The sequence below is a fragment of the Amphritea sp. HPY genome (assembly GCF_050870985.1).
Taxonomy (GTDB): domain Bacteria; phylum Pseudomonadota; class Gammaproteobacteria; order Pseudomonadales; family Balneatricaceae; genus Amphritea.
In genome coordinates, this window is record NZ_CP194015.1 from 759,638 (window position 1) to 785,592 (window position 25,955).

At 51.1% G+C, this 25,955-nt stretch carries 23 protein-coding genes; 15 read left to right on the forward strand and 8 right to left on the reverse strand.

The window, feature by feature from the left end; translation table 11 throughout:
* Nucleotides 1-254: 254 nt before the first annotated feature.
* Nucleotides 255-1,637, reverse strand: a complete 1,383-nt coding sequence (locus tag ACQUQM_RS03065) for an aspartate aminotransferase family protein (protein WP_432473013.1) — start codon at nucleotides 1,635-1,637, stop codon at nucleotides 255-257.
* Between the two features lie 254 nt (nucleotides 1,638-1,891).
* Nucleotides 1,892-2,608 (reverse strand): GntR family transcriptional regulator, encoded by a 717-nt coding sequence (locus tag ACQUQM_RS03070; RefSeq protein ID WP_432473014.1) that lies wholly within the window; start codon nucleotides 2,606-2,608, stop codon nucleotides 1,892-1,894.
* Between the two features lie 250 nt (nucleotides 2,609-2,858).
* On the opposite strand from ACQUQM_RS03070, the gene ACQUQM_RS03075 reads away from it, so the two are divergent.
* The 7 genes from ACQUQM_RS03075 to ACQUQM_RS03105 all read left to right on the forward strand — a co-directional run bounded on the left by ACQUQM_RS03075 (nucleotide 2,859) and on the right by ACQUQM_RS03105 (nucleotide 10,674).
* Nucleotides 2,859-4,196, forward strand: a complete 1,338-nt coding sequence (locus tag ACQUQM_RS03075; protein ID WP_432473015.1) for a glutamine synthetase family protein — start codon at nucleotides 2,859-2,861, stop codon at nucleotides 4,194-4,196.
* A gap of 352 nt (nucleotides 4,197-4,548) precedes the next feature.
* A complete protein-coding gene (locus tag ACQUQM_RS03080; protein ID WP_432473016.1) occupies nucleotides 4,549-5,655 on the forward strand; it encodes a polyamine ABC transporter substrate-binding protein in 1,107 nt (368 codons plus the stop codon).
* A gap of 205 nt (nucleotides 5,656-5,860) precedes the next feature.
* Nucleotides 5,861-7,042, forward strand: a complete 1,182-nt coding sequence (locus ACQUQM_RS03085) for an ABC transporter ATP-binding protein (protein WP_432473017.1) — start codon at nucleotides 5,861-5,863, stop codon at nucleotides 7,040-7,042.
* A complete protein-coding gene (locus ACQUQM_RS03090; RefSeq protein ID WP_432473018.1) occupies nucleotides 7,039-7,995 on the forward strand; it encodes an ABC transporter permease subunit in 957 nt (318 codons plus the stop codon). Before ACQUQM_RS03085 ends, ACQUQM_RS03090 begins: the two co-directional genes overlap by 4 nt.
* Before the next feature lie 115 nt (nucleotides 7,996-8,110).
* Complete coding sequence (locus ACQUQM_RS03095) at nucleotides 8,111-8,926, forward strand: ABC transporter permease subunit (RefSeq protein WP_432473019.1); 816 nt, start codon at nucleotides 8,111-8,113, stop codon at nucleotides 8,924-8,926.
* A 226-nt stretch (nucleotides 8,927-9,152) separates the two neighbouring features.
* Nucleotides 9,153-9,872 carry a glutamine amidotransferase-related protein gene (locus tag ACQUQM_RS03100; protein WP_432473020.1) on the forward strand — a complete coding sequence of 240 codons (720 nt, stop codon included), beginning with the start codon at nucleotides 9,153-9,155 and terminating at the stop codon, nucleotides 9,870-9,872.
* 85 nt (nucleotides 9,873-9,957) lie between these two features.
* Nucleotides 9,958-10,674: a glutamine amidotransferase-related protein gene (locus ACQUQM_RS03105; protein ID WP_432473021.1), complete on the forward strand. Its 717-nt coding sequence runs from the start codon at nucleotides 9,958-9,960 to the stop codon at nucleotides 10,672-10,674.
* 53 nt (nucleotides 10,675-10,727) lie between these two features.
* On the opposite strand, the gene ACQUQM_RS03110 is transcribed toward ACQUQM_RS03105, so the two are convergent.
* Nucleotides 10,728-11,684 carry a LysR substrate-binding domain-containing protein gene (locus tag ACQUQM_RS03110; RefSeq protein ID WP_432473022.1) on the reverse strand — a complete coding sequence of 319 codons (957 nt, stop codon included), beginning with the start codon at nucleotides 11,682-11,684 and terminating at the stop codon, nucleotides 10,728-10,730.
* A 120-nt stretch (nucleotides 11,685-11,804) separates the two neighbouring features.
* On the opposite strand from ACQUQM_RS03110, the gene ACQUQM_RS03115 reads away from it, so the two are divergent.
* Complete coding sequence (locus ACQUQM_RS03115) at nucleotides 11,805-12,050, forward strand: DUF1127 domain-containing protein (RefSeq protein ID WP_432473023.1); 246 nt, start codon at nucleotides 11,805-11,807, stop codon at nucleotides 12,048-12,050.
* A gap of 93 nt (nucleotides 12,051-12,143) precedes the next feature.
* Here the strand turns inward: ACQUQM_RS03115 and ACQUQM_RS03120 are convergent, their stop codons facing one another.
* Complete coding sequence (locus tag ACQUQM_RS03120; RefSeq protein WP_432473024.1) at nucleotides 12,144-13,049, reverse strand: LysR family transcriptional regulator; 906 nt, start codon at nucleotides 13,047-13,049, stop codon at nucleotides 12,144-12,146.
* Nucleotides 13,050-13,220: 171 nt separating this feature from the next.
* Here ACQUQM_RS03120 and ACQUQM_RS03125 point away from each other — a divergent pair, with 171 nt between their 5' ends.
* The 3 genes from ACQUQM_RS03125 to ACQUQM_RS03135 all read left to right on the forward strand — a co-directional run bounded on the left by ACQUQM_RS03125 (nucleotide 13,221) and on the right by ACQUQM_RS03135 (nucleotide 16,086).
* Nucleotides 13,221-13,766, forward strand: a complete 546-nt coding sequence (locus ACQUQM_RS03125) for a carboxymuconolactone decarboxylase family protein (RefSeq protein WP_432473025.1) — start codon at nucleotides 13,221-13,223, stop codon at nucleotides 13,764-13,766.
* A 168-nt stretch (nucleotides 13,767-13,934) separates the two neighbouring features.
* A complete protein-coding gene (locus ACQUQM_RS03130) occupies nucleotides 13,935-15,581 on the forward strand; it encodes a 2Fe-2S iron-sulfur cluster-binding protein (RefSeq protein ID WP_432473026.1) in 1,647 nt (548 codons plus the stop codon).
* Nucleotides 15,582-15,606: 25 nt separating this feature from the next.
* Entirely contained in the window at nucleotides 15,607-16,086 is a 480-nt protein-coding gene (locus tag ACQUQM_RS03135) for a DUF1348 family protein (protein WP_432473027.1), read from the forward strand.
* A gap of 92 nt (nucleotides 16,087-16,178) precedes the next feature.
* Here ACQUQM_RS03135 and ACQUQM_RS03140 read toward each other — a convergent pair whose 3' ends face one another.
* From ACQUQM_RS03140 to ACQUQM_RS03155, 4 genes are all read right to left on the reverse strand, one after another.
* Complete coding sequence (locus tag ACQUQM_RS03140) at nucleotides 16,179-16,403, reverse strand: hypothetical protein (protein WP_432473028.1); 225 nt, start codon at nucleotides 16,401-16,403, stop codon at nucleotides 16,179-16,181.
* A 295-nt stretch (nucleotides 16,404-16,698) separates the two neighbouring features.
* Nucleotides 16,699-16,905, reverse strand: a complete 207-nt coding sequence (locus ACQUQM_RS03145) for a cold-shock protein (RefSeq protein ID WP_432473029.1) — start codon at nucleotides 16,903-16,905, stop codon at nucleotides 16,699-16,701.
* Between the two features lie 294 nt (nucleotides 16,906-17,199).
* Complete coding sequence (locus ACQUQM_RS03150) at nucleotides 17,200-18,321, reverse strand: polyamine ABC transporter substrate-binding protein (RefSeq protein WP_432473030.1); 1,122 nt, start codon at nucleotides 18,319-18,321, stop codon at nucleotides 17,200-17,202.
* Nucleotides 18,322-18,416: 95 nt separating this feature from the next.
* The gene (locus tag ACQUQM_RS03155; protein WP_432473031.1) at nucleotides 18,417-19,763 is read right to left on the reverse strand and encodes a glutamine synthetase family protein; all 1,347 of its coding nucleotides are present in this window, start codon (nucleotides 19,761-19,763) and stop codon (nucleotides 18,417-18,419) included.
* 336 nt (nucleotides 19,764-20,099) lie between these two features.
* Here ACQUQM_RS03155 and ACQUQM_RS03160 point away from each other — a divergent pair, with 336 nt between their 5' ends.
* The 4 genes from ACQUQM_RS03160 (at nucleotide 20,100) to ACQUQM_RS03175 (ending at nucleotide 25,752) form a co-directional block, all read left to right on the forward strand.
* Entirely contained in the window at nucleotides 20,100-21,398 is a 1,299-nt protein-coding gene (locus tag ACQUQM_RS03160) for an NAD(P)/FAD-dependent oxidoreductase (RefSeq protein ID WP_432473032.1), read from the forward strand.
* A gap of 126 nt (nucleotides 21,399-21,524) precedes the next feature.
* Complete coding sequence (locus tag ACQUQM_RS03165; protein ID WP_432473033.1) at nucleotides 21,525-22,178, forward strand: TetR/AcrR family transcriptional regulator; 654 nt, start codon at nucleotides 21,525-21,527, stop codon at nucleotides 22,176-22,178.
* A 617-nt stretch (nucleotides 22,179-22,795) separates the two neighbouring features.
* Nucleotides 22,796-24,214, forward strand: a complete 1,419-nt coding sequence (locus tag ACQUQM_RS03170; protein ID WP_432473034.1) for an FAD-binding oxidoreductase — start codon at nucleotides 22,796-22,798, stop codon at nucleotides 24,212-24,214.
* Nucleotides 24,215-24,813: 599 nt separating this feature from the next.
* Nucleotides 24,814-25,752 (forward strand): carbon-nitrogen hydrolase family protein, encoded by a 939-nt coding sequence (locus tag ACQUQM_RS03175; protein WP_432473035.1) that lies wholly within the window; start codon nucleotides 24,814-24,816, stop codon nucleotides 25,750-25,752.
* The last annotated feature ends 203 nt before the right edge of the window (nucleotides 25,753-25,955 follow it).

Below are 25,955 nucleotides of genomic sequence, written 5' to 3' on the forward strand. Positions count from 1 at the left end.
TTGGTGTATTAATTAATATAACAAAAAATGCCCGGCTACTGTCATCCTGACGATCTTGCGCGGTTCTGGTCAAGGCCCGATTTAATGGGCCAGGCAACTGGTTAACAGCTGAGGTAGCCAGGCGAAGAGGAGTATCAGACTCTGAGTTGCGAGCAACTCAGTAATCGCGACCCTGTGCGATTTAACCTGATACTCCTGCTGCGTGACGATAGTGAAATAGTTACGCAGTGGAACGGTTAAGCGAAAATAATCGTTTAGCTGACCGACTTAAGGGTCAGGTCAAAACAGAGCTTCGCTTTCTGGCACAGCTCGTCAACTTCTTCATGGCTGATAACCAGTGGTGGTGACAGCACCATACGGCTACCAACAGCACGCATAATCAGGCCGTTGCTGAAGCAGTGATCACGGCAGATCATGCCGATATCGATATCATCACCGAACTGCTCTTTGGTTGCTTTGTCTTTCATCAAGGCAATACCGGCAACCAGACCAATACCTTCAATGTGGCCAACCAACGGGTGATCTGCCAGTGCGTCACGCAGTTTCTGCTGGAAGTAAGGGCCGATATCTTTACCGACGTAGTCGACAATATTCTCGTCTTTCATCAGCTTGATGTTTGCGATAGCAACGGCTGCTGCAACCGGATGCCCGGAGTAGGTAAAGCCGTGGTTAAAGTCGTCATCGTGTTCGATGAATGTGTTGGCGATGCGGTCACCGACGGCCACTGCTGCGATTGGCAGGTAACCTGAAGACAGGCCTTTTGCCATCGACATGATGTCTGGCTTGAAGCCCAGGGTTTCACAACCAAACCAGCTGCCGGTGCGACCGAAGCCACAGATTACTTCATCAGCGGCCAGCAGGATGTCGTATTTATCACAGATCTTCTGGATTTCGGTCCAGTAGTTAGCCGGTGGCACGATTACGCCGCCAGCACCCTGGATCGGTTCGCCAACGAAGGCTGCAACATTGTCCGGGCCAACCTCCAGGATTTTTTCTTCTAGTGCTTTAGCGCAAGCTATGCCAAATTCTTCTTCTGACATGTCGTCGGCTTCGCCGTACCAATAAGGCTGGCGGATACGCTCAATGTTTGGAACCAGTGGCGCGCCTTGCTTGTGCATGCCGCTCATGCCGCCCAGGCTGGTGCCGCCAACGGTGCTGCCGTGGTATGCGTTTTCACGGGCGATCAGGATGCTCTTATAAGGCTTATCCTTGATGCACCAGTACTGACGAACCATACGGATAATAGTATCGATCGCTTCTGAACCGGAGTTGGCGAAGAATATGTGGTTCAGGTCGCCAGGGGTAACGCTGGCAATCTCTTTAGCCAGCTGTGCAGCAGGAGAATGCGTAGTCTGGAAGAAGGTGTTGTAGTAAGCCAGCTCTTTCATCTGCTTGTCAGACGCTTCGATAAGCTCTTTGCGGCCGTAGCCCATGTTGACGCACCACAGGCCTGCCATGCCATCGAGAATCTTGTTGCCTTCACTGTCCCAGATATAAACGCCTTCACCTTTAGTGATAACGCGGGCGCCTTTGTTGTTCAGGGCACCGGTGTTAGTGAACGGGTGCATGTGGTGGTCAGCATCGATCGCCTGTACATCGGCGGTGATTGAGGAACTGTTGTTTTTATCTTCGAGCATGTTTATCTCCCAACCAGACTTTCGCAGTCATGAAAGCGTCTGAACTCAGTAGGCTGACTAGAAGCCAGAGCGCACTGAAATGTGATCATAAAAACTAAGCGAAACTTCACTTAGTCATCCAGAATTGGTTTCATTTTGTGATCACAAAATAATAAAGTCAACAAAAAAAATGCCCTGAAGATTGAAAAATAATCCCCGGGGCATTGTCTTTTAGTAGAGAGAATTAGCTAAACAGTTATTAAATAAGGCTGTTTTTATGCGGCCGGAGCGTTGGATTTATCGATGAACCGTTGTAGCAGTTCGGGCGTTGCGGCAAAGGAAAAGCCTTCTCTGATATCCGCAGTAATAGCCAGTTGAAGGGCGAAAGCGTCGTGCTTTTCGATGGCAGCCATCGCTTCGTTGTGCCGGTCTACCTGGTAATGTTCTTCCAGTTTACTGGTGGCAAGGCGCATAAACGGGCCTAGCTGTAACCACAGGCTTTCGATCAGGGGCAGGGTGACCTGATGCGGATTGGCGGTATACAGGGCACGGTGAAAATTCTGGTTCAGGATGCTCACCTGTTCCAGGTTGCCGGCATCCTGAGCGTCATCAATGAGGCGGTCCAGGCCGCGTAGTTGCTCCAGCCTGCCACTGTCTATATAGGGCAGGGCGCGGGCAGCCGCGTGGGATTCGATGGCGATTCTGGCTTCACAGAGTTCGGTGAATTTCATCGCGGTCATCTTCGGCACCATGACCCGGCGGTTACCCTGGATCTCCAGAGCGTTCTCGGCCGCAAGCTGGCGTAGCGCCTCTCTTACGGGCATTGGGCTGACGTCAAGAATCTTGGCCAGCTCGCGAATGGTAAGGGCTCTGCCTGGCAGGATTTCGCCGTTCATCACCGCGTTGCGCAGGGTTCTGTATACCCACTGGGTGATAGTTACAGCGTCATCGCGCTCGGTTAAGGTAATTTCTATCGGAGATTTCTTGTCCATGGGCGTATATAAGTCTTATATAGGTTCTGGCATTTTTTCTTCTATTCTAATGCGATCACTAAATAGGGTGCACGACTTTTTTTATAAAAGTCGTTATTGACCGAAAAGCAAAATTGTGATCACATTGGGTTATTGTTTGTGATCACAAATAGTGTTTTTGGGCTATGATGATCGTACAGCAGAAGTAATACGCGGCAGGCTATTTATAGATGGTCTGGAAGCGTCCAAAGATTTCGAGAGAGAATCTTATATGTCATCGAATAACGATAAAGAATTTGATCTGTTTATTACCGACCTGAACGGTAATTTACGTGGTAAGCGTCTGCCAGCCAGCGCATTGGGCAAAGTGTTTGAAGAGGGCGTTAAGCTGCCCCGTTCAGTGTTGGGCTTTGATTTTTGGGGCGACGATGTGCTGGAGAACGGCCTGGTATTTGATACCGGCGACAGCGATGGCATCTGTATGCCGGTAACTGATCAAGCAGTTGACGTGCCTTGGGCTGAGAAGCCTCGCAGCCAGATATTGGCGATGATGTCTAACCCGGACGGCACCCCTTTTGGTGCTGATCCGCGTCAGGTGTTGAGCGGTATCGTGAAACGCTTTAAAGCGATCGGTCTGACCCCGGTAATGGCAACAGAGCTGGAATTTTATCTTATGGATGGCGAGTCCGATGAGACTCAGCGTCCTAAGCCTCCGGTGCTGTCTGAAGGCCATGGTCGTCGTCTGACAGAAACCGATTGCTACTCTATCGATGAGATGGATGGTCTGTCTTCATTCTTCGCCGAAGTGCGCGAGGTGTGTGAGATTCAGGGTGTTCCTGCGGATACTATAATTTCCGAACTGGGCCCTGGCCAGTTTGAGATCAACCTTAACCATGTTGCTGATCCTTTAGCGGCAGGTGATCAGGCGATCCTGTTTAAGCGCCTTATAAAAGGTATCTCCCGTAAGCACGGTTACGCTTCCACCTTTATGGCTAAGCCTTATGCCCAGAACAGTGGTAACGGCTTCCATGTTCATTTCAGCCTGATCGATGAGGCGGGTAATAACGTCTTCGATAACGGTACCGAAGAGGGTGCTGACATCCTTAAATACGCGGTTGCCGGTCTGATGAATACCATGGCAGACGGCATGCTGACCTTTGCTCCGCACATGAACTCATACCGTCGCTTTATGGCGGGTGCCCATGCGCCGACATTTGCCAGCTGGGGTTATGAAAACCGCACCGTTGCGATCCGTATTCCGGAAAGCCCTTGTGTTGCACGCCGTATTGAGCACCGTGTATCCGGTGCTGATGCCAACCCGTACCTGGTACTGGCGACTATTCTTGCCGGCGCTTTATATGGCATCGAGAACAAGCTGATGCCGCCTGCTGCGATTGTTGGTGATGCTTATGCTGAAGCAAATCGTGAGCTGAGCCTGCCTAATAAGTGGGACGATGCGACCGAAATATTCGCTTCCAGCGATGTGCTTAAAGAGTATCTGGGCGATGAGTTTGTCCGGGTATTTGCCGCGGCGAAGCGTCAGGAGCAGCGTAAGCTGAGCGAACGCATCTCCGATATTGAATATGAATCTTACCTGGGACTGCTTTGATCAGTTCAGAGGTTTGATTGTAGTGTATTGATTAGTAAGGACTTATGTCGGGTCTGATGCAGTTGATTCGACATAGATTTATACCTACCCATTGGGGGGTATATAGCTGGCAGGGAGCATTAGCGTAAATTTTTTATAACGCGAAAGCGTTAATCGTAAAGCGTTCGTTATGCACTTTACGGTAGATAGGCCTAAGCGCTACTGCTCTGTTACAGAGATGGTAGCCAGGATAACAACAACAAAAAGATGTGGCTCTGACGTTAACCGTCACCGGTATTGAAAGAGCTAAAGCTGAATAAAGATGTCGCGTTTCGACGTAGAAAACATCATAGCGCCTGAATGGAGTAAAACGATGAATCCGAAAAAACTCAGCCCGATGAAACATTGTCTGGCAGCAGCACTTGCCATTTCCGTATCCACTACTGCAATTGCTGAAGAGCAGGTTGTTAACTTCTATAACTGGTCTGATTACATCAGCCCGGAAATTCTGGAAAACTTCACTAAAGAAACCGGCATCAAAGTGAACTACGACGTTTATGATTCCAACGAAGTGTTGGAAGCAAAGCTGATGTCTGGTGGTTCCGGCTATGATGTTGTCGTACCGACCGGTTCTTTCCTGGAGCGTCACGTTCAGGCTGGCATTTATGCAGAGATCGATCGTGCCAAACTGTCTAACTACAATAATCTTGATAGCGTGATGATCGAAAAGATCGCCCGTCATGATGATGGTAACAAGCACAACGTACCATACGCCTGGGGTACTATCGGCCTGGGTTATAACGTTGAGATGATCAAAGCCCGTCTGGGCGATGTGCCGGTGGATAGCCTGGACCTGATCTTTAAGCCTGAACTGGCTGCCAAACTGAAAGATTGTGGTATTACCGTGCTGGATTCTCCAGCTGAGGTAATATCCATCGCGCTTAACTACCTGGGCCTTGATCCTAACTCTGAAAAGAAGAGCGACCTGAAACAAGCGACTGCGCTGATGAAATCAGTGCGTGAAAGCTATGGTAAGTTCAACTCTTCTACATACATTTCTGATCTGGCAAACGGCGAGACCTGTGTAGCCCTGGGTTACAACGGTGACGTACTGCAAGCCCAGAGCCGTGCTGAAGAAGCGGGCCAGGGCATCGAGATCGGTTATGCGATCCCTAAAGAGGGAACTCTTGTGTGGTTCGATCTGCTTGCGATCCCGGCTGATGCGCCCCATAAGGAAGCAGCTCACCAGTTGATCGATTACATCCTGAAAGGGGATAGCGCAGCCAGCATCTCCAACTATGCTTACTATGCGGTAGCTAACAAGGCGGCTGAGCCTATGCTGCTGGAAGAAGTGCGTAGCAATCCGGGTATCTACCCATCTGATGAAGTTAAATCCAACCTGTTTACCCAGAATGCACACACCAGCAAGTTTGATCGCCTGCTGACCCGTGCCTGGACTGGCATCAAGACCGGCCGTTAATCGGCTTAGGGGGGGGCGGTTTTCGCCTCCCTGCTTTCTGCTTTAATAACTTTAAGGCCTTTAAAGCGCTTAACTTTTAAAACCTGTGAGTTATTGAAAAAGCCTTCGAGCCCCTGGTATAGGCGGGGGATTACCGGCCCGGCACGTGTCGTCTTGAAGGCTTCTTGAATAATTCTCCATAAGAATAAGTACCTGAGGGTTTAGTATGACTTCAACTCCAACTATTGGTCAGCAGAATTCCGCGACCCCTGTGTCATCTGTGACACCGGCTGAACTGCCGTTGTGGAAACAGGACGGAGCTGAGCCGTTTTTACGCATTGAAAATGTGACAAAAAAGTTTGGTGAGTTCACCGCGGTCGATAATATCTCGCTTGATATCTATAAGAATGAACTGTTTTGCCTGCTCGGTGGTTCAGGTTCCGGTAAGAGTACCTTGTTGCGTATGCTGGCCGGATTTGAAACGCCGAGCAGCGGTCGTATTCTGATCGACGGTGTTGATATGTCGGGTATGCAGCCATGGAAGCGTCCGGTAAACATGATGTTTCAGTCGTACGCCCTGTTTCCGCATCTGACGGTTGAAGACAACGTTGCTTTCGGTCTCAAGCGTGAAGGTATTGCCCGTGCTGAAGTTAAGCAGCGAGCACAGCAGATGCTTGAAATGGTTCAGTTGGGACACCTGGGTAAGCGTAAGCCGCATCAATTGTCCGGTGGTCAGCGGCAGCGGGTTGCTCTGGCGCGTTCTCTGGTTAAGCGTCCGAAACTATTGTTGTTGGATGAGCCGCTGGGCGCACTGGATAAGAAGTTGCGTGAAGAGACTCAGTTTGAACTGATCAATATCCAGGAAGAGCTGGGTGTGACCTTTGTTGTGGTGACCCACGACCAGGAAGAGGCGATGACCCTGGCGACCCGGATCGGTGTTATGAATCACGGAGAGATCGTCCAGACCGCTGAGCCACACGATGTTTATGAATATCCGAACAGCCGTTTTGTGGCTGAGTTTGTCGGTTCGGTGAACCTGTTTGAAGGTAAGGTGATTGAAGATCAGCCGGACAGCGTGCGGATTAAGTCTAAAGAAGCCGGCGGTATTCTTTTCGTCAACCACGGTATCAGCTGTGCTCCGAACCAGAAGGTTCATGTAGCCCTGCGCCCTGAGAAGATCAAGATCAGCCGTAACAAACCGATGCAGGATGAAAACTGTATTTGCGGTATCGTTGAAGAGATCGCTTATATGGGCAGCCTGTCGGTATATCGCGTGCGCCTGGACAGCGGTAAAGAGGTACGGGTTACACAACCTAACTTTGCCAGGGATATGAGCGAGCGCTTTACCTGGAATGACCGTGTGTTCCTGTCCTGGGACGTTGACAGCAGCGTGGTATTGACGTCATGAGTATTCCATCCGGTTCTGCCTGGGTTGATGCGCCTGCATCACGCCTGGCCAAGTATAACTTCCTGCGTCGAATTAACTGGGGCCGTTTCGGGGTTCTGGCGGTGCCATCCTTGTGGCTGGCGATCTTTTTCTTCGTACCATTTTTGGTGGTTTTCAAGATCTCTTTGTCGGAAACCGCGATAGCGATCCCACCATATACGCCATTGCTGGAGTGGGATCTGGAGGAGGCTTTTGTCAATCTTAAGCTCAATCTGGGTAACTACCTCTACCTGTTTGAAGATACGTTTTATCTGGATGCTTACCTGAGTTCGGTTAAGATCGCAGGGGTATCGACGTTCTTCGCCCTGTTGGTGGGCTTTCCGATCGCTTACCTGATCGCACGGAGTAAACCGACTACCCGGGCTCTGCTGCTTGCGCTGGTGATTTTGCCCTTCTGGACCTCCTTCCTGCTGCGTGTTTACGCCTGGATGGGCTTCCTGAAGAAGAACGGTATCGTCAATGAGTTCCTGATGTATATAGGTGCAATCGACCAGCCGCTGATCATGCTGCAGACCGATTTTGCCGTCTATATCGGTATCGTTTACACCTACCTGCCATTCATGATTCTGCCGCTGTATACCACGCTGGAGAAGATGGATATGACTTTACTGGAAGCGGCTGAGGATCTGGGAGCTCGACCGATCAACAGCTTCTTCCTGATCACGCTGCCATTGGCTGTACCGGGTATTATTGCCGGTTGCCTGTTGGTGTTTATCCCGGCGGTGGGTGAGTTCGTTATTCCTGCGCTGTTGGGTGGTTCCGATACGTTGATGATAGGCCGGGTATTGTGGGATGAATTCTTCCTCAACCGGGATTGGCCGATGGCCTCGGCAGTTGCCATAGTCATGCTTGTCGTACTGGTGTTACCTATCATGCTGATCCGTAATGGTCAGGGTAAAGAGGAGGCGATCTGATGAACGATAGATCTCTTCTTTTAGATGCTGCGGTGCAGAGTTTCTTGTGTTGTGACTGGCAGATGAATACCGCTCCGGCCTTTAATGGCCGGGGCAAACAGGAGGTATCCCTGTAATGAAACGCAGATCTATATTCCTTAATACCACGGCGCTATTGGGATTTATCTTCCTGTATGCGCCGATGATCGCCCTGATTATCTACAGCTTCAATAAATCCAAACTGGTAACAGTTTGGGGTGGCTGGTCGCTGAAATGGTATTCGGCACTGCTGGAAAATGATCAGATTATCGATGCCGCGCTATTGAGTCTGAAAATAGCCTTTATCAGCGCCAGTGTGGCGGTGGTGCTGGGCACCATGGCTGGGTTTGTGCTGAGTCGTTTTGGCCGCTTTCGCGGCAAGATGATTCTTTCCGGCTGGATTACTGCGCCGCTGGTTATGCCGGAGGTTATCACCGGTCTGTCCCTGTTGCTGCTCTTCGTCGCGCTGGAGGGGATGTTCGGCTGGCCGTCTGGCCGTGGTACAGGCACCATTATTATTGCCCATATAACATTCTGTATGGCCTATGTAGCAGTGATTGTGCAGTCCCGTCTGGCACAGATGGACGAAACGCTGGAAGAAGCGGCAATGGATCTGGGTGCTAAGCCTTCCTCGCTGTTCTTCCTGGTGACGCTGCCGATGATCGCACCGGCGATTATCTCCGGCTGGTTGCTGTCCTTTACCTTGTCGCTGGATGATCTGGTTATTGCCAGCTTCGTATCCGGTCCGGGTAACAGTACCTTGCCGATGGTAATCTTCTCCAAGGTTCGTTTGGGTGTAACGCCTGAAGTGAATGCGCTGGCGACCATAATGATTGCTATTGTTGCAGCGGGTGTTATTGCCGCGATGTTCCAGATGCGCCGTCAGGCCCGGTTGCTTGCAGCCCAAGAGTAAAAGGCTCTGGCCAGTCGTGAATGGTTGCTATCGTCGCGGGGGCGTTATCGCGAGGATGTGGTTCCAGATGCGCCGTCAGGCCCGGTTGCTGGCCAGCCAGGATTAAAAGGCTCTGGCCAACCAGGGATAAAGAGTGACCCGGTCCGGTGTGGTCGGGTCACTTTAAATAAACGGTCATATTTGTTGGCTGTTGATGTTTTAAGGTAAAAGTTTCAAAGGTAATGTTATGAAGATAGGTATTCTTGCAACCGGTATCACTCCGGATGAACTGTTAGGCAAATATGGTTCTTATGCCGATATGTTCGTGCAGCTGTTTAACCAGGCTGATTGTGCCTTTGAATATGAAGTATTCGATGTTCGCGATGGCCTGTTTCCGAAGGGTGCCGGGCAGTGCGATGGTTGGATCATTACCGGTTCCAAGTTTAATGTCGATGAAAACCGTGACTGGATGCTCCAATTGAAGCGTCTGATTCTGGATATCGATGTTGCCGGTAAGCCATTGGTGGGGATCTGCTTCGGTCACCAGATCATCGCTGAAGCGTACGATGGTAAAGTCGAAGCTTTCAATGGTGGTTGGGGTGTCGGGCTGCATAGCTACGAGCTGATCGGCGATTATGACTTTATCCAGAACGCGCCTGCTGGCTTTACTATCAGTGCGATGCACCGTTATCAGGTTACAACAAAACCGGCTAATGCCCAGGTCTTTGCCGCGTCAGAGTTCTGTAAGTATGCAGGCCTGATCTATGGCGATAAGATCATTACCTTCCAGGCGCACCCGGAATTTAATCTCGATTATGAAACCGAGCTGGTGACGTTGCGTAAGGGCGAGGTAATCCCGGATGAGACCGCTGATGCGGGTCTTGATACGCTGCGTCAGCAAGGTGCTGCAACCGATTCGTTGGTAGTAGCTAACTGGATGGCCCGTTTTCTGGAAAATCGCGCTTAATAGCGGTTCTGCACTCCGGAGGATCGCTGTTGTAAAATAAGGTCGCTCATTGAGCGGCCTTTCTGTTTTTGGAAGCGTTAATTTGATGAATATAGGTATTCTGGCAACCGGGACTAACGAAGCTGAACTGATGGCTGAGTATGGCTCTTTTGCAGATATGGTGGTGCAGATGTTCGGCCGCACCGAATGCGGCTTCAGTTTTGAGGTCTTTGACGTTCGTCTGGGCGACTTTCCTGTCAGCGCAGGGCAGTGTGATGGCTGGGTCGTTACAGGATCAAAGCATAGTGTCTACGATGAGCTGGACTGGATCGCCCCGCTGAAACAGCTGATTCGTGATATCTATGTTGCCGAAGTACCAATGGTGGGAATTTGTTTCGGCCATCAGGTTATCGCCGAAGCGTTCGACGGTAAAGTGGCTAAATATGATGGTGGCTGGGGTGTCGGACAGCATTATTATCAGCTGGCCGATGGCTGGAAGCTGAATGACAGTGCATCGATCTGTCTGAATGCTATTCATCAGGATCAGGTAGTGATCAAACCGTCGTATGCTGAGGTGTTTGCCAGCTCAGACTTCTGCCGGAATGCCGGTTTGGTCTACGGTGATCGTATCCTGACGGTTCAGGCGCACCCCGAATTCACCACCGGCTATGAGAAAGCGTTGCTCGAGTCCCTCAAAGAAGAGGTAATACCCGGGTCAATAACAGAACAGGGACTTGCAACTCTTGAGCAGGATGACGCTTCAGTGGATGCTCTGATGTTTGCGCGTTATATGGCCCGCTTTCTGCGGGCTGCTTCGGCCTAGTGCTGGTTAAGTTATTTCCATAAATGATTCGTGCTTGAATCTGATGACAAAATTCAGGGTAACTGATCTGGAGTTGATGACAGGCCGGCAAAGTGTGTCTGGTAAAACTGTTCCCAGCTGCGGTCGATCACCTGAATTTCCCGGCGTAGCCAGTTTTCAAACGTGCGAACCTTAGGTCGTTGAAAGTGTTGTTCGGGCGCCACCAGGTAAAAATCAAAGACAGATCTGAGATAGACCGGCATGGGGCAGATCAGAAGTCCTCGTTCCAGCAGATCGTAAGCCAGGCTGAAGCGCAGCATCGCCAGGCCCTGTCCACTGAGTAGCGCTTCGACCAGCATGGTGGAATCGGAAACGTGCAGGCGGGATGCACCCTCACGAAACCTGACGCCTAATGCTTGTTCTATATCTGGCCATAGCATCTGCATATCCGGGGCTTCATCCGATATCACGGCTAGCTGCTCCAGCTGTGCGGGAACCGGTTGCTCCTGATTTATAAGCCCGGGATGACACACGGGAATCAGGTAATCTTTCAGCAGCAGTCGTGAACTCAGCCCTGGGTAATCACCCCTGCCAAAACGGATTGCCAGGTCAAGTTCATTGCCTTCAAAGGATACCAGTTGTAAGCCGGGGGACAGGTGGATATTAATCTGTGGGGCCTGTTCCTGAAAATTGCCCAGCCGAGGCACCAGCCAGCGTGCAGCGAATGAGGGCAGGGTGCTGAGGGTAAGCCGGTCCGGGTGTGGATCTTCAGCCAATTGCGCGACGCCTTCCTCCAGGGTGGCAAATCCTTTGCTGACATAAGGTAGTAACTGCTGCCCTTCCGGGGTCAGTTCTACTGCCCGGGTCAGGCGTCTGAACAGTACCTGTCCAAGCTGTTGTTCCAGTGTTTTGATCTGTTGGCTGATGGCTGCCTGGGTAACATTAAGTTGCTCGGCAGCGATCTTAAAACTTTGCGCTTCTGCGGCGTGGCGGAACGCCAGCAGTGCTTTCAATGGAGGTAATCTCTTCATCGTGTCAGAGTGCGCTTATGGATTAGAATTTCTTAATTATAGCGGGTAATTTCTCGTTTGTCGGTTACTGCGTTTTATCTGATTATTAACACCTGAGCGGGATATATAGAGGATAAGACTATGAGTAATGCAACGATTTGTAACGAAGTAAGCCAAAGAAATATTAACGCTAAGAGTGTTTTAGAGGTCTCCTCCGGGCGTTTGATCACTACATTGAAAGCCGCGAGGAAAATGTGGCTGCGCTGGCGCAGGAATAGCATTACCCGTCGACAGCTGGCCGGGCTGAGCAGACATCAGTTGAAAGATATAGGTATCAGCCGGTCTGATGTGGTCAATGAGGTTACTAAGCCGTTCTGGAAGGACTGATGCGAGTGTATGTAACTGCAGTATTCAGCAACAACAGTAGCCGATACCCGGCTACTGTTGTTATTACTGTTGTTGTTACTTATGTTACTGCTGCTATTGAATCTGTAACGCGCTATCCGACCGCAGTCGCCGGGCCAGCAGGTCGACAAAAGTTCTGATTTTAGCCGAAGCGTTGCGACCTTCCCGATGTATGATGTGTACTGGCCAGGGGCTGGGTTCGAAGGTTTCCATGATGATCTTAAGCTTACCTTCAGCTATTTTCGCAGCAGCCTGATACGACAACAGGCGGGTTATGCCGAAGTTCTGCAGTGTTGCTTCGAGGGCCGCATCGTTAGTGGTTACCCGTAGCCGGGGCTGTATACGCAGCAGTTTGTTTTCTTTCTTATATGTAAAGTTCCAGTCCGGTGGACTGTTACCGGCGCTGGATGTGATCAGTGTATGTTGCGCCAGTTGTTCCAGGGTTTCAGGTTCGCCATGTTGTTGCAGGTAATCTGGCGTTGCGCAGAGTATCCGGCGCACTGATCCTACCCGTAATGCCCGCATGCTGGAGTCCGGCAGTTCACCGATCCTGAGCCCGACATCGATACCCTCTTCAAACATATTTACAATCCGATCCAGAAATACCGCTGAGACTTGCGTATCCGGGTATTGTTGCTGGTACTCGACGATGCCGGGGATGACGAATATCCGGCCGAACAGGGCGGGCGCAGTGACCGTGAGATGACCGCGGGGCTCCGCGTTGATTCCGGCGGCGGTATCGTCGGCCATATCCACCTCGGCCATTATACGCCGGGCATCTTCCAGATAACGCTGGCCAGCATCAGTAGTGCGCACGTATCGAGTGGTACGGTTGAGTAGTTTAACGCCGAGACGTTGTTCCAGAGCAGAGATCGCCCGGGTTACCGCTGGAGGAGACATTCTCAGCCTGCGTGCGGCCGCGGCAAAACCTTGCTCTTCGGCGACTGCAACGAAAACACTCATCAGATGAAAACGGTCCATAGATTGCGCCTGTACTGTTCGGTTGGGATTCGGGTTTGACTTTATTATTCCATTTTATGGAATAGTTAATTGTGATTTGTGGTCATTCTTAAATCAAATGGAATTTTGCATAGTGTATCCACCGGCAGCGAATTGCTAGCCAATCTTTAAATAAAACGCAGGAGATACACCATGAGTCGCATTAATGTAATTGACCACACCAACGCCAATACTGAACAGAAAGAGTTGCTGGATGCGATTCAGAACCAGCTCGGCATGGTACCTAACTTCCTTAAGGTCTTTGCTAATTCACCGGCAGCGTTGCGTGCCTTTCTGGGGCTACACGGCATCGCGGGTGAAGGCAGCCTGGATGAGCAGACCCGCGAGCGGATTGCGCTGGCCCTGGCACAACAAAATGCCTGCCAGTACTGCGTATCGGCGCACACTGCGATAGGCCGTAAAGCAGGCCTTTCCGGTAGCGAAATTGAAGCGAACCGGGCCGGCAGCAGCGAAGACAGCAGAGCGGCCGCGGCGGTTAAATTTGCTAAGGCGCTGGCAGAGCATAGTGGCGATATTACGACTGCCGAGCTGCTTGAGGTACGCAATGCTGGCTATAGTGAATCGGATATTGTCGAGATCATCACGCACGTTGGCATGAATACGCTGACTAATATCTTAGGCAAAGCGAGTCGGGTAGAGATCGATTTTCCTGAAGTAGAGCTGAGCCTGGCGTCATAAGTCAGCCTCATAAGTCAGGCATCTCAGGTTGCACGGCAGTCAGTGCCGGCAACTAATGTTAAAGAGTTGCTATCACCAGGTCTTTTACAGCGGCTATTTAGCAGCATTGCAGATTGACTATTTTGTTAAACAGTCACTGCCAGGTTACAGGTCGGGAGGTAACGCGCGATGGGACATAAATTTGCAGAGATAGCATTCACTGAATCAGTGCGTGAAGTACAGCAAGAGATGGGTAGCCGCAGCGGTTATGCCGGGATGGATGAGGGTGAGGATTACAACTATCTGCTGAGTCAGCATGAAGCGGATTTCCTGACCGCCCGCGATAGCTTTTATATGGCCAGCGTCAGTGAAACTGGCTGGCCTTACCTGCAACATCGAGGCGGCCCGGCGGGCTTTCTTAAAGTGATCGATGAGAGTCGCATCGGTTTTGCCGATTTTAGCGGCAACCGGCAATACGTCAGTGTCGGGAATTTCAAAAAAGACGATCGGGTAGCGTTGTTCTTTATGGACTATCCAAATCGTCGCCGACTGAAAATGCTGGGGCGGGTAGAGATAATTGGCACCGATCAGGCTGAGCTGTTACAGGAATTAGAAGTCGATGATTACCGGGCCCGGGTTGAGCGAGGCTTTATTATTCATATCGAAGCGTTTGACTGGAATTGCCCGCAGCATATTACGCCGCGGTACACCGACGCCTATGTTGAACAGCTGGTAGCTACAGTGCAGTCGGAGAATCAGGCATTAAAGAGTGAATTGCAGAATGGAGTTCGCCAGGTAGTGTCTGATGTAGTGCCTGAAGTTCTGGGCGATGGTGAGCTGGAGCTGATGATTACGGGGATTCGCCAACTCACGCCAAGGGTGCGCAGCTATGAGCTGAGGGCGCCGGATGGCAGCGATCTTCCAGTCTTTACCGCCGGCGCCCATCTCCAGGTTCCGGTACAGCTCAGCGATGGCGAAGTCGTTATTCGGCATTATTCGATCTGCTCCAATCCGGCACGGCAGGACCGGTACCGGATCGCGGTGCTGCGCGAGGACGATGGCAGCGGCGGATCGGTTGCCGTACACCGGACCTTCGAGCTGGGGCTACGCTTACGCTGTAGCTTACCCCAGAATCATTTTGCACTGCATGCCGGTCCTGCCAATACGGTTGCCAATACGGTTGCCAATAAGAGTCCTGCCAATAGAGCTGCCAGTAGTGTGCTGATTGCCGGCGGCATCGGTATCACACCCATCATGGCGATGGCGCAGACACTTAAGCAGCAGGGGCGGGTAATGCAACTGCATTATGCCGGACGCAGCCTGAATGAGATGGCATTTCACCAGCAGCTTCAAGCAGAAATGGGCGATGCACTGGCCTTGTATAGCTCAGCGGACCAGCAGCGGCTGGACATAGAGCGAATTCTGTCGACAGCGTCAGCAGATACCATGTTCTATATATGCGGCCCTGCCAGACTGCTGGACGCCGTTGTGGATACAGCAAGCAGGTTAAAGATAGACCCGCAGCGTGTCCGCTTTGAACGATTTACCGCAGCGCCGATAGCCGATGCTAAACCAATTCAGTTGGAGCTGCGCCGATCCTGTAAGACCATCGAAGTGCCTGCCGATGAGACGGTTTTAGATGCCATGCTGGAGGCGGGTGTCGATGCTGCTTTTGGTTGTAAGGCGGGAAATTGTAAAAGTTGTGCCGTGAAGGTGCTGGATGGTGAGCCTGATCATCGGGATTCTGCGCTATCGGTGGAGGAACGGGAGCAGGGCCGGTTGATCTGCCCCTGTGTCTCCCGCTCCAGTAGTGAGCATCTGGTACTCGATATTTAAAGAATTTGTGAACAAGGGAAAAACTATGACCAATAGCACTGAAGCTCGACCACCGTTACCGCCCTTTACCCGGGAAACTGCGATCCAGAAAATCCGTATGGCGGAAGATGGCTGGAACAGCCGGGATCCGCAGAGAGTTTCTCTGGCGTATACCCCTGATAGCGAATGGCGTAACAGAGCTGCTTTCCCGAAAGGTCGGGAGCAGATAATTGAATTGCTGACCGCTAAATGGCAGCGTGAGATCGAGTATCGCTTAATTAAGGAGTTGTGGGCGTATACCGATAATCATATCGCCGTACGCTTCGCCTACGAGTGGTGCGACGCCAACGGCAATTGGTTTCGTTCCTACGGTAATGAAAACTGGGAGTTCGATGAGCAGGGACTGATGCAAAAACGTTATGCCAGTATTAACGATCTTGCCATTACCGAATCAGAACGTAAATTCCGCTGGGCGCAAGGGCGACGGCCCGATGAACATCCGGGTTTGAGTGATCTGGGATTATAAGTTTAGCCGCTTTTTAAGCTTCAAATACCGTAAAAAATCAATATTTGACCCGCACAATCGGGTCTTTTTTATATCGCCAGTGATGAATACCGCTAGTTGCCGGAGATTTCCGAGAAACTGGATGCATATCCGGAATCCGGATAGTGCAGGCCAAGCCAGAGTTGCATCTCAGCGCCACTCATCAGGCCGGTTATTCTGCTCCATGGACGACGTTTCTGGTGTTGGGTATTCGCAAGGGGCTCGTAACATATCCATTGGGTATGATCTTGATTCCTGTAGCGTTGTACGCTCAGGTGTTCGCTTATATTTATTAACATTCTGAATCTTTTCCGTGATTAAGAATAACTCTCTTGCCGGTATATCCGTGTTGCATATTTAGCTATATCAGAGTCTACCGATGTTGTAATCGAAAACAGCTGAGGGGGATATTTCTAAGGAGACCTTCGAACATCAGTGAGTAACAGATGTATCAAGGTACAAAAATGAGGGAGTTTCTTAACGCTATTGTTTAATTTAACAGGGCAGTGATGCCAGGTTTTTGTTTATGTCCGACCTGTTGCAGGCCGGACGCGACAGCATTATTGAAATAAATCAACAGGCTGTTTGGTTTTCTCAGATAACAGTGATGTTCTCTGCCTGCAGTCCACGCTGACCTTCAGTTACAGAGAACTGTACCTTCTGGCCTTCATCAAGAGACTTGAATCCATCGCTCTGAATCGCACTGAAGTGTGCAAACACATCAGGGCCTGACTCTTGCTCGATAAAACCAAAGCCTTTATCGGGGTTGAACCATTTTACGGTGCCGGTAGTTGTAGTCATGATATTGTCCTATTTTTTAAATAAATGAAGCCAATGAAAGATGGCCTTGTGGCAGGAATTTTTACAATAAATTATGGAAAACAGGACGAAGAGACTAAGAAAAGAACTACGAAATGAAAGGCATAAAAGTACGGTGAATCTTCAAGCTGGTCAAAATATATACAACTTATTACCAGGGGTCAATAGATTAATTTTATTTATAAGACGAATCTTGATACCCAGGGCAGATTGATCAGGGGAACAAAAAAGCCGCTCAATAAGCGGCTAAATGGAGTATGACTTATCAGGCAGTGCTTAACGGCCGGTCTTGATATCAGACCAGATGCGGTTGCGCAGCTTTGCTATCTTTGGCGGCGTCAGTTCGCTGACATACAGGCGCTGTCGGGTTTCAGCAGAAGGATACACCGCCGGATCGGTGGCGATCTCCTGATCGATCAGGCCGGTAGCCGCCGAATTCGGATTGGCATACCAGACGTAATCGGTAATCTCGGCGATGATCTCCGGGCGCAGCAGGAAGTTTATGAACTTATGAGCGTTATCTGAGTTTTTGGCATCAGCCGGAATCAGCAGCATATCAAACCAGATCTCACTACCTTCTTTTGGAATGCTGTATGCTACTTCGACGCCGTTATCGACCTCTTCGGCGCGAGCCTGAGCCTGGAATATATCACCGGAATAACCCACAGCAACACAGATATCACCGTTGGCCAGATCATTTACATACTGGGATGAGTGGAATTGGCGGATATACGGGCGTACCGCTTTCAGCGCCTGTGCAGCCGGGTGGGATTTTTTATGGGCTTTCTTGCTGATATCGTTCGGGTTGTCGCCGGTGTAGATCAGCGCCAGTGGATACATCTCATCGGATGAATCCAGGAATGTTACCCCACATTCTTTCAGCTTTGCCATATTCTGCGGATTGAATACCAGTTCCAGGCTATCGACCGGAGCATCTTCACCCAGTACCGCTTTTACCATGGCCGGGTTATAGCCGATGCCGGTAGTACCCCACAGGTAAGGTACGCCGTGGGCGTTGCCCGGATCTTTCTTATTCAGCAGCTGCATCAGCGCAGGATCCAGATTGCTCAGGTTGCTCAGCTTGCCTTTGTCCAGTTGCTGGAAGATGCCTGCTTTTATCTGCAGCTCCATAAAATTAGAGCTGGGGACTACCAGATCGTAACCCGAGTTACCTGCGAGCAGCTTGGCCTCAAGGGTTTCGTTACTGTCATAGACATCGTAGACCACTTTGATACCAGTTTCGGCTTCAAACCTGGCGATCGTTTCTTCGGCAATATAATCGGACCAGTTATAGAAGTTCAGCACTTCCTGAGCCTGGCTGACAGGTGCAAAAGCTGCCAGGCTGATCGCAGCCGTGGCTAGTGCCTTCTTTAAACGGGATGGTACAGCTGTTTTCATTATTTTCGCCTCACATCAATTTTCAAGGATAGAACCCTGCAGCTATTACAGCAGGGCCGTTTTTGTAATATCAAATGGTGTAGCAACAGGTGTCGTTATACGTTGAGTAGCAGGTACTCCCGTTCCCATGAACTGATCACTTCATGGAAGGTTTCAAATTCTGCCCGCTTCACGCCGATATAAGCGTCAACGAATTTTGATCCCATGATTTCACGCAGCTCCGGGCACTCTTCCAGCAGGCGCAAGCCCTCTTCCAGAGAGCGGGCAACTTCCACCGCATCGCCTTCTTCTGCAGCCAGCCCTTCGGTAGGCTTACTCGGTTGCAACTTTCCTTTCAGCCCGAGATAGCCGCAAGCCAGGCTGGCTGCAATAGCGAGATAAGGGTTGCAATCGGCACCGGGGAAACGGTTTTCGATCCGGCTGGCTGGCAACGGCGCTTCCGGTGCCCGCAGGCCCGCGGTGCGGTTATCTATGCCCCATTCGAAATTAACCGGAGCCGAGATATCCGGCGCAAAGCGGCGGTATGAGTTCACATTCGGCGCATAGAAAGAGATCGCATTGTTGGTGTATTGCTGCAGGCCGCCAACGTAGTGATAGAAGGCTTCAGAAAATTCGCCTTCTTTACTGCCGGCAAAGATGTTGTTGCCGGTTTTAATATCGATCAGGCTCTGATGGATGTGCATCGAGCTGCCTGGCTCGCGTTGCATCGGCTTAGCCATGAACGTCGCGTACATATCGTGTTTCAGCGCGGTTTCCCGCAAGGTACGTTTGAAGACAAATACCTGGTCGGCCAGGCTCAGGGCATCGCCATGGAGGAAGTTTATCTCCATCTGTGCCGCACCTGATTCGTGAATCAGGGTATCGACATCCAGTCCCTGCGCTTCACAGTAGTTGTAGAGCGTATCGATGACCGGATTGAATTCGTTCACCGCATCGATACTGTAAGACTGGCGCGCAGTTTCGCGGCGACCTGAACGACCGGTAGCAGGCTTAAGTTCATAGTCCGGGTCGGTATTCTTCTGTATCAGGTAAAATTCAACTTCCGGGGCGATAACCGGACGCAGGCCCTCCTGTTCATAGAGTGCCAGTACCCGGCGCAGTACTGAACGACTTGCCAGTGGGTGAAGTTCACCGGTGTTGGTATAGCAGTCATTAATGACCTGTGCGGTAGGCTCATCGGCCCACGGCACCAGGCGCAAAGAGTCCGGATCGGGCACCAATACCATGTCCTTATCGGTAGGATCGACAATGTCGTAATGGTTGTACGCCCAGTCGCCGGTTACGGTCTGCACCAGCAGGGTTTCCGGAATCTTGCCGCCTTTCTCAGCAAGGAACTTATTGGTTGGGTAAAACTTGCCACGGGCGTTACCGGTCATATCCGGCAGTGTTGATTCAACTTCGCTAATGGCATTCTCTTTGAGAAACCTGGCAACGGCTTCCATAAATCACCTTCTTGTTTTGGTTTTTCCATTCATCAGATTTAAGTGTAGTTGTGTGTCGCGCTTGCTCAATCCGAATCATTATTCGGCTTTCAGGTTATGTGATCACATTTTTAAAATCAACACGAAATTACAAAAAAATCCATAACTCACCATATAATGCGTGTTGTAAGGTGTAAAAATTAGAAGTATTATTCGGTTTATTGTTGTTGTGTGCTGTCGTGTTGTTCTCGTTTTATGCGGTGTGAAAGGTTTTTGGACTGATCGGATATAGCCCCGCACTATTTATAAGGTCTGTTCATAAGATCTGTTTATAAGCCCAGTTTATGAGGCCTGTTTATGAGTTTGGAGAGAACAATTTTGAATGGATACGAGTCGTCCTATTACACGGACTCGGCGAACAGCAAGGCAGAGTACCCTGCGCTGCAGGGGGAGGAAGTGGCCGATGTCTGTGTCATCGGTGCCGGCTATACCGGTCTTTCAGCGGCACTGCATCTTGCTGAAAAAGGTTACTCAGTCGCATTGCTTGAATCTGAAAAAGTAGGCTGGGGGGCATCCGGCCGCAATGGCGGTCAGGTAGCTCCGGGACACAATATGTCCCACCAGGACCTGATCGGTAAAGTCGGTCGGCAGGCGGCGGATTCACTGTGGAATATGTCACTGGAATCCGTTGACCTGGTAAAGGAGCTGATCACCCGGCATCAGATTCAGTGCGACCTGAAACAGGGCATACTGCATGTGGCAGCTAAACCTGGCCATGTTGCTGAGATGCGTGAAACCGTGGCCTATAAGCAGGATGTGCTGGGCTACGATAAGATCGAATTTGTCCCCGATGCTGAAGTGCAGGCGATGCTGGGAACCGAGCGTTACTTCGGGGGCGAATACTGGAAAGAGGGTGCCCACCTGCACCCGCTGAATTATGTCCTGGGCCTGGCTGAAGCTGCGGTTAAAGCCGGTGTGCGCATTTTTGAAAATAGCCGGGTAACTGAATATAGCACTGGTAAGAATGCACAAGTGCAGACTGCGGCAGGTATCGTCAAAGCAAAGTTTATCCTGCTGGCCTGTAACGGCTACCTGGGCAAGCTTGAACCACGGGTGGCCGGTAAGATTATGCCGATCAACAACTTCATTCTGGCGACAGAGCCTTTGCCGGAAGAGTTGTGTCGCCGAATCAACCGCGATGACGTGGCTGTTGCCGACTCAAAGTTTGTAATAAATTACTTCAAGCTATCCGGCGATAATCGCCTTCTATGGGGTGGTGGCGAAAACTACAGCAGTAAATTTCCGGCAGATATTGGCAGCTTTGTGCGCAAGTATATGCTCGACTTTTATCCTGAGCTGAAAGATCTGCGGCTCGACTACGGTTGGGGTGGTACGCTGGCGATTACCCTGAACCGGATGCCGCATTTCGACCGGGTCGATGACAACCTGTTTGTGGCGCAAGGATATTCCGGCCACGGTGTCGCGCTGGCAACCTTAGGCGGCAAGCTGATGGCTGAAGCGATCAGCGGCACAGCAGAGAAGTTTGATACTTTTGCCAAAGTGCCGACGCCGACATTTCCCGGTGGAACCTTGCTGCGTTATCCGGGGCTGGTAGCTGGAATGCTTTATTACTCTATACGGGACCGGCTTTCCTGAGCAGGGTGCGATTAATTGGTTTTTGATTATAATGGGCCACCGGACATTAGAGTCGTTGTCCGGCTAATTTCGGTCTGGTTAATTGCATCTGGCGATTTCAGCAGCGCCACATAAGGTAAGCTATTCGTGTCATCTACAAGCCCTAAAACTAAGAAATTGCAAGATCTGGCACCCCGTAATGCGCCGGTGCAGGGGCGTTCCAAAATGCGCTCCAAGCAGATTATCGATGTAACCGGTGAGCTGCTGGAGCGGGTAGGGCTGGATGACCTGAATACTATCCTGATCGCTAAAGAAGTGGGTATTTCAGTGGGTTCGCTGTACCACTACTTTCCGAATAAGCATGCCATCCTGTATGCCATGGGGTCGCGCTGGCTGGAGACTGTGGAAGCCGCGCTGGATGAGATCGCCTCCTGGCCGGTTGAAACGATGCCGATGGATCAGCTGGTGGACCAGATGTTGAGCCTTAAACTGAAGACCTATAAGCGGCAGAAGGCGATTCTGACCCTGGTACAGGCGATGTTTTCGGTACCTGAGCTGCGCGAACTGGATGATCAGCACGATGAGCTGGAGATCTCCCGTATGGCAGAAGTATTCAAGCGCATGGGGATTCAGCGGCACCTGAAAGAACGCGAACGTCTTGGACGGTTGTATCTGGAAGTAACCCACTCGGTCATGCTGGTAGTCGTCAATCAGAAGGGGGAGCGCGCGCGGCGCACCATGGCTGACCTGAATATGATTATTTGTAATCTTCTTAGTCAGCATTTATCGGAAAATGAGTAAGCGCGCGAGACCGTCGAGCAAGCTCGACTAGCTAGAACGCGGCTGCGCCGCTCGCTAGAACGGAAAGCAAGCTTTCCTGCTAGTGGCTAGAAAAAGCGTAAAAGCCTTCTTTATTTCTTCATTGCTAATCCAATCTTTCGAACTATGTAAGGTGGACTTGGTAGAGATGTAGGTTGGGTTAGCGAAGCGTAACCCAACAATTTCCTGCAGTTGAGCACTCGCTTGATATTTTAAACAGGATCAATTATTGCCTATCCGCTATAAATTCTTTTCAGAAGGCATGTCCGACTCTGTCGTTTTATGAAAAGAATCACAGATGATCCTATAGATGATGAATTATGTTGTATTAATCAATCGGGCAAATCCTGTGCTGCTAACTACACTTGCATTAAGCGGCTGGTCGAAGGCTGCTTAAATTCAGAGTGAGAGGTAACCGGCTGTAGCAAACTCTATAGCTGCAAACCTGCCCGTCTGCTCAACAATTTAATTCCGGATAACCCTATGGGGGGGCCGCTATCCTGACAGAAAGGGGTTGTCCATCTGTGTCCGGTATTTAGCCTGCTGCTCTTTACCATTAAGCCAGACCGGCCGGACGCATATTTGGTGGAGGATATGTTATGGCTGAGCTACAAGTCCGTTCCCTCAGCGGCGAAATGAAAAGCCTGAGTGAAGCAACAATTGAAGCCTTCTCTGGTGGAATCAGGGGGGCCCTTATAAAGCCCGATGATGCCGATTATGATGATGCCCGACAGATCTGGAACGGGATGATCGATCGTCGGCCGGGTATGATTGTGCAGTGTAGTGGTACCGCCGATGTGATGGCGACGGTAAAGTTTGCCCGTGAACAGCAGCTGTTGGTTTCGGTACGGGGCGCCGGACACAATATCGCGGGTAAGTCGCTCTATGACGGTGCGCTGTTAATCGATCTGAGCGGTATGAATTCAGTGCAGGTTGATCCTGATGCCAGAGTCGCTGTGGCCGGTCCCGGCGCAACCCTGGGCGACCTTGACCATGAAACTCAGGCCTACGGTTTAGCGGTTCCTGTTGGTATTAACTCCACCACAGGCGTAGCCGGATTAACCCTGGGTGGCGGTTTTGGCTGGCTCAGCCGGAAATATGGCCTGACGGTTGATAACCTGCTGGCGGCTGAAGTGGTGACCGCTGAAGGTGAACGAGTGCGTTGCGATGCGAATAGCCACAGCGACCTGTTCTGGGCCACCTGCGGTGGTGGCGGCAACTTCGGCGTGGTGACCTCTTTTGAGTACCGGCTGCATCCGGTTGGACCACAAGTGTTTTCCGGCCCGGCGGTATTTCCCTTTGATCAGGCGACCTCTGTGCTAAAAGCCTACAGAGAATTCTGCGCTAATTGCCCGGATGAACTGACGGTATGGGCCGTTATCAGGGGAGCTCCGCCACTGCCGTTCCTTGATCCGGATGTTCACGGCTCTATGGTACTGATCATTGTCGCCCTCTATAACGGCGATTTGGCCGAGGGTGAAAAGGCGTTGGCGCCATTGCGACAGCTAGGCAGTCCGATAGCCGATGGCTTCGGGCCTCATCCCTTTGTTGGTTTCCAGCAGGCGTTCGATCCGCTGCTGACACCGGGGGTTCGTAATTACTGGAAGTCCCATAACTTCACCGGATTAACCGATGAGTTGATCGATATGCTGGTGGACTACGGCTCCCGCCTGCCAAGCCCGGATTCAGAGATTTTCGTCGCCCAGATGGGCGGTGCAACCAACCGTGTCGATTCAACTGCTACCGCATACCCCCACCGGGATGCCGAGTTTATTATGAATGTGCATACCCGTTGGGATACACCCGACCAGGATAAAACCTGCATCGACTGGGCACGGGATTTCTATGATGCCACGCTGCCCCTTGCTACGGGCGGTGTATACGTCAACTTTATCAGTGAAGGTGAAGACCGGATTGAGGGGGCCTATGGTGCCAACTATGAGCGTCTGACTAAGGTTAAGGCTCAGTATGATCCGGATAATTTCTTCCGGGTTAATCAGAATATCAAACCAGGATAACGGCAGACCGCCGCTGAGCGGCTGGCTAGACCGTCGAGCAAGCTCGACTAGCTAGAACGCGGCTTCGCCGCTTGCTAGTGGCTAGAAAAGCACGCTTCGCTCAGTGGCTAGAACCGCCAAACAAGTTTGGCTTGCTAGAACGCGGCTGCGCCGCTTGTTAGTGGCTAGAAAAAGCGTAAAAGCCTTCTTAAGTGGGTGTCTATTGGTCCCCGCTTTTTTAGCTTCGTAAGGTGGGGTTGGCACGGACGATGATCCCCTTCTGTGCAGCCGAGCATTGCAGATTACAAATGGATCAGGGCGAGGGCTGTTTGAGGCCGCGGAGCGGGTGAGTTTCCCTTGACCCCATTTGTAAGCGAAACGCGCAGGGGAGTTGGCGAAGCCAACCAAGCAGTAGGGGCGGCTTTGGATTGTTAAGGTCTTTGGCCGGCCAAAGACTTTGACTCGCCAGCAAAGGCGAAATGCTTAGCCCAGGCTCACTGCTGAAATAAATACAGTCGGATTAATTCGGCCTATAACGCCGTTTTAACCTCCTTAGTACTTACAGCTAATGACTGGAAAAAAACTGATTAAATTTATATGCAAAAGTGGAGCGCCACGCTATGGATATCAAGATCGCGATTGTTCAGAAACCACCGGTGTTGCTTGACCTGGATGCAACCATAGGCCGGGTTGTGGAAAGCATTGAAGAAGCTGCTGGCCTGGGTGCGAAGCTGATTATGTTTCCTGAAGCTTACCTGCCGGGATACCCCACCTGGATCTGGCGGTTACGGCCCGGCGGGGATATGGCGCTGGGCAATACCATCCATGCCCGGCTGCTGGAAAATTCGGTAAGTCTGGTTGATGGTGACCTCGACAGAATCTGTGAAGCCGCGGCGAAAGCCGGAGTGGTAGTCGTGATCGGGATGCATGAACGGGACAGCTGCTATAGCGGAACCACGCTGTACAACACGGTTGTGGTGGTGGGGACGGATGGCAGTATCTTAAACCGGCACCGTAAACTGATGCCAACCAATCCCGAACGTATGGTGTGGGGCGCAGGCGATGGCAGCGGGTTGCGTGTGGTGGATACCCCTGTCGGTCGTATCGGTTGCCTTATCTGCTGGGAAAGTTATATGCCATTGGCACGCTTCGCTCTGTACGCCCAGGATATCGATATCTATATTGCACCGACCTGGGATTGCGGTGAAACCTGGATGGCGTCGATGAACCATATCGCCCGTGAGGGAGGCTGCTGGGTACTGACCACGGCCACGGCAATTCAGGGCAGCGATATACCGGCATCCTTCCCAGAACGGGACAGCCTGTTCAGTGCTGATGAATGGATCAATCCGGGTGACGCAGCCGTGATAAAACCCTTCGGCGGTACCGTGGCAGGCCCCATGCATCAGGAGAAGGGAACTCTCTATGCCGAAATTGATCTGGAAGCGGCCCGCAACGCTCGCAAGGCGTTGGATGTGAGCGGTCACTATAACCGACCGGATATTTTTCAGCTGGATGTTGATCGGACGGCGAAGTTGCCGGTTAAGTTTAAGGAGTAGGGAAAGCGAAGCTTTCGAGACCGTCGAGCAAGCTCGACTAGCTAGAACGCGGCTGCGCCGCTGGCTAGAACGTCGCTTCGCGACTTGCTAGTGGCTAGAAAAAGCGTAAAAGCCTTCTTTAACTCTTTATAGTCAATTTAAAGTTTTGAGCTACGTAAGGAGGGCTTGGCACGGACAGTGATCCCCTTCTGTGCAGCCGGGCA

Excerpts from the sequence above, each read along its gene's own strand:
- ACQUQM_RS03065 (WP_432473013.1), bottom strand. The coding sequence starts at position 1,637 with ATGCTCGAAGATAAAAACAACAGTTCCTCAATCACCGCCGATGTACAG.
- ACQUQM_RS03160 (WP_432473032.1), top strand. The coding sequence starts at position 20,100 with ATGAGTTTGGAGAGAACAATTTTGAATGGATACGAGTCGTCCTATTAC.
- ACQUQM_RS03155 (WP_432473031.1), bottom strand. The coding sequence starts at position 19,763 with ATGGAAGCCGTTGCCAGGTTTCTCAAAGAGAATGCCATTAGCGAAGTT.
- ACQUQM_RS03150 (WP_432473030.1), bottom strand. The coding sequence starts at position 18,321 with ATGAAAACAGCTGTACCATCCCGTTTAAAGAAGGCACTAGCCACGGCT.
- ACQUQM_RS03080 (WP_432473016.1), top strand. The coding sequence starts at position 4,549 with ATGAATCCGAAAAAACTCAGCCCGATGAAACATTGTCTGGCAGCAGCA.
- ACQUQM_RS03070 (WP_432473014.1), bottom strand. The coding sequence starts at position 2,608 with ATGGACAAGAAATCTCCGATAGAAATTACCTTAACCGAGCGCGATGAC.
- ACQUQM_RS03130 (WP_432473026.1), top strand. The coding sequence starts at position 13,935 with ATGGGACATAAATTTGCAGAGATAGCATTCACTGAATCAGTGCGTGAA.
- ACQUQM_RS03115 (WP_432473023.1), top strand. The coding sequence starts at position 11,805 with ATGAGTAATGCAACGATTTGTAACGAAGTAAGCCAAAGAAATATTAAC.
- ACQUQM_RS03170 (WP_432473034.1), top strand. The coding sequence starts at position 22,796 with ATGGCTGAGCTACAAGTCCGTTCCCTCAGCGGCGAAATGAAAAGCCTG.
- ACQUQM_RS03110 (WP_432473022.1), bottom strand. The coding sequence starts at position 11,684 with ATGAAGAGATTACCTCCATTGAAAGCACTGCTGGCGTTCCGCCACGCC.
- ACQUQM_RS03100 (WP_432473020.1), top strand. The coding sequence starts at position 9,153 with ATGAAGATAGGTATTCTTGCAACCGGTATCACTCCGGATGAACTGTTA.
- ACQUQM_RS03120 (WP_432473024.1), bottom strand. The coding sequence starts at position 13,049 with ATGGACCGTTTTCATCTGATGAGTGTTTTCGTTGCAGTCGCCGAAGAG.
- ACQUQM_RS03095 (WP_432473019.1), top strand. The coding sequence starts at position 8,111 with ATGAAACGCAGATCTATATTCCTTAATACCACGGCGCTATTGGGATTT.
- ACQUQM_RS03135 (WP_432473027.1), top strand. The coding sequence starts at position 15,607 with ATGACCAATAGCACTGAAGCTCGACCACCGTTACCGCCCTTTACCCGG.
- ACQUQM_RS03085 (WP_432473017.1), top strand. The coding sequence starts at position 5,861 with ATGACTTCAACTCCAACTATTGGTCAGCAGAATTCCGCGACCCCTGTG.
- ACQUQM_RS03075 (WP_432473015.1), top strand. The coding sequence starts at position 2,859 with ATGTCATCGAATAACGATAAAGAATTTGATCTGTTTATTACCGACCTG.
- ACQUQM_RS03175 (WP_432473035.1), top strand. The coding sequence starts at position 24,814 with ATGGATATCAAGATCGCGATTGTTCAGAAACCACCGGTGTTGCTTGAC.
- ACQUQM_RS03145 (WP_432473029.1), bottom strand. The coding sequence starts at position 16,905 with ATGACTACAACTACCGGCACCGTAAAATGGTTCAACCCCGATAAAGGC.
- ACQUQM_RS03090 (WP_432473018.1), top strand. The coding sequence starts at position 7,039 with ATGAGTATTCCATCCGGTTCTGCCTGGGTTGATGCGCCTGCATCACGC.
- ACQUQM_RS03125 (WP_432473025.1), top strand. The coding sequence starts at position 13,221 with ATGAGTCGCATTAATGTAATTGACCACACCAACGCCAATACTGAACAG.
- ACQUQM_RS03140 (WP_432473028.1), bottom strand. The coding sequence starts at position 16,403 with ATGTTAATAAATATAAGCGAACACCTGAGCGTACAACGCTACAGGAAT.
- ACQUQM_RS03105 (WP_432473021.1), top strand. The coding sequence starts at position 9,958 with ATGAATATAGGTATTCTGGCAACCGGGACTAACGAAGCTGAACTGATG.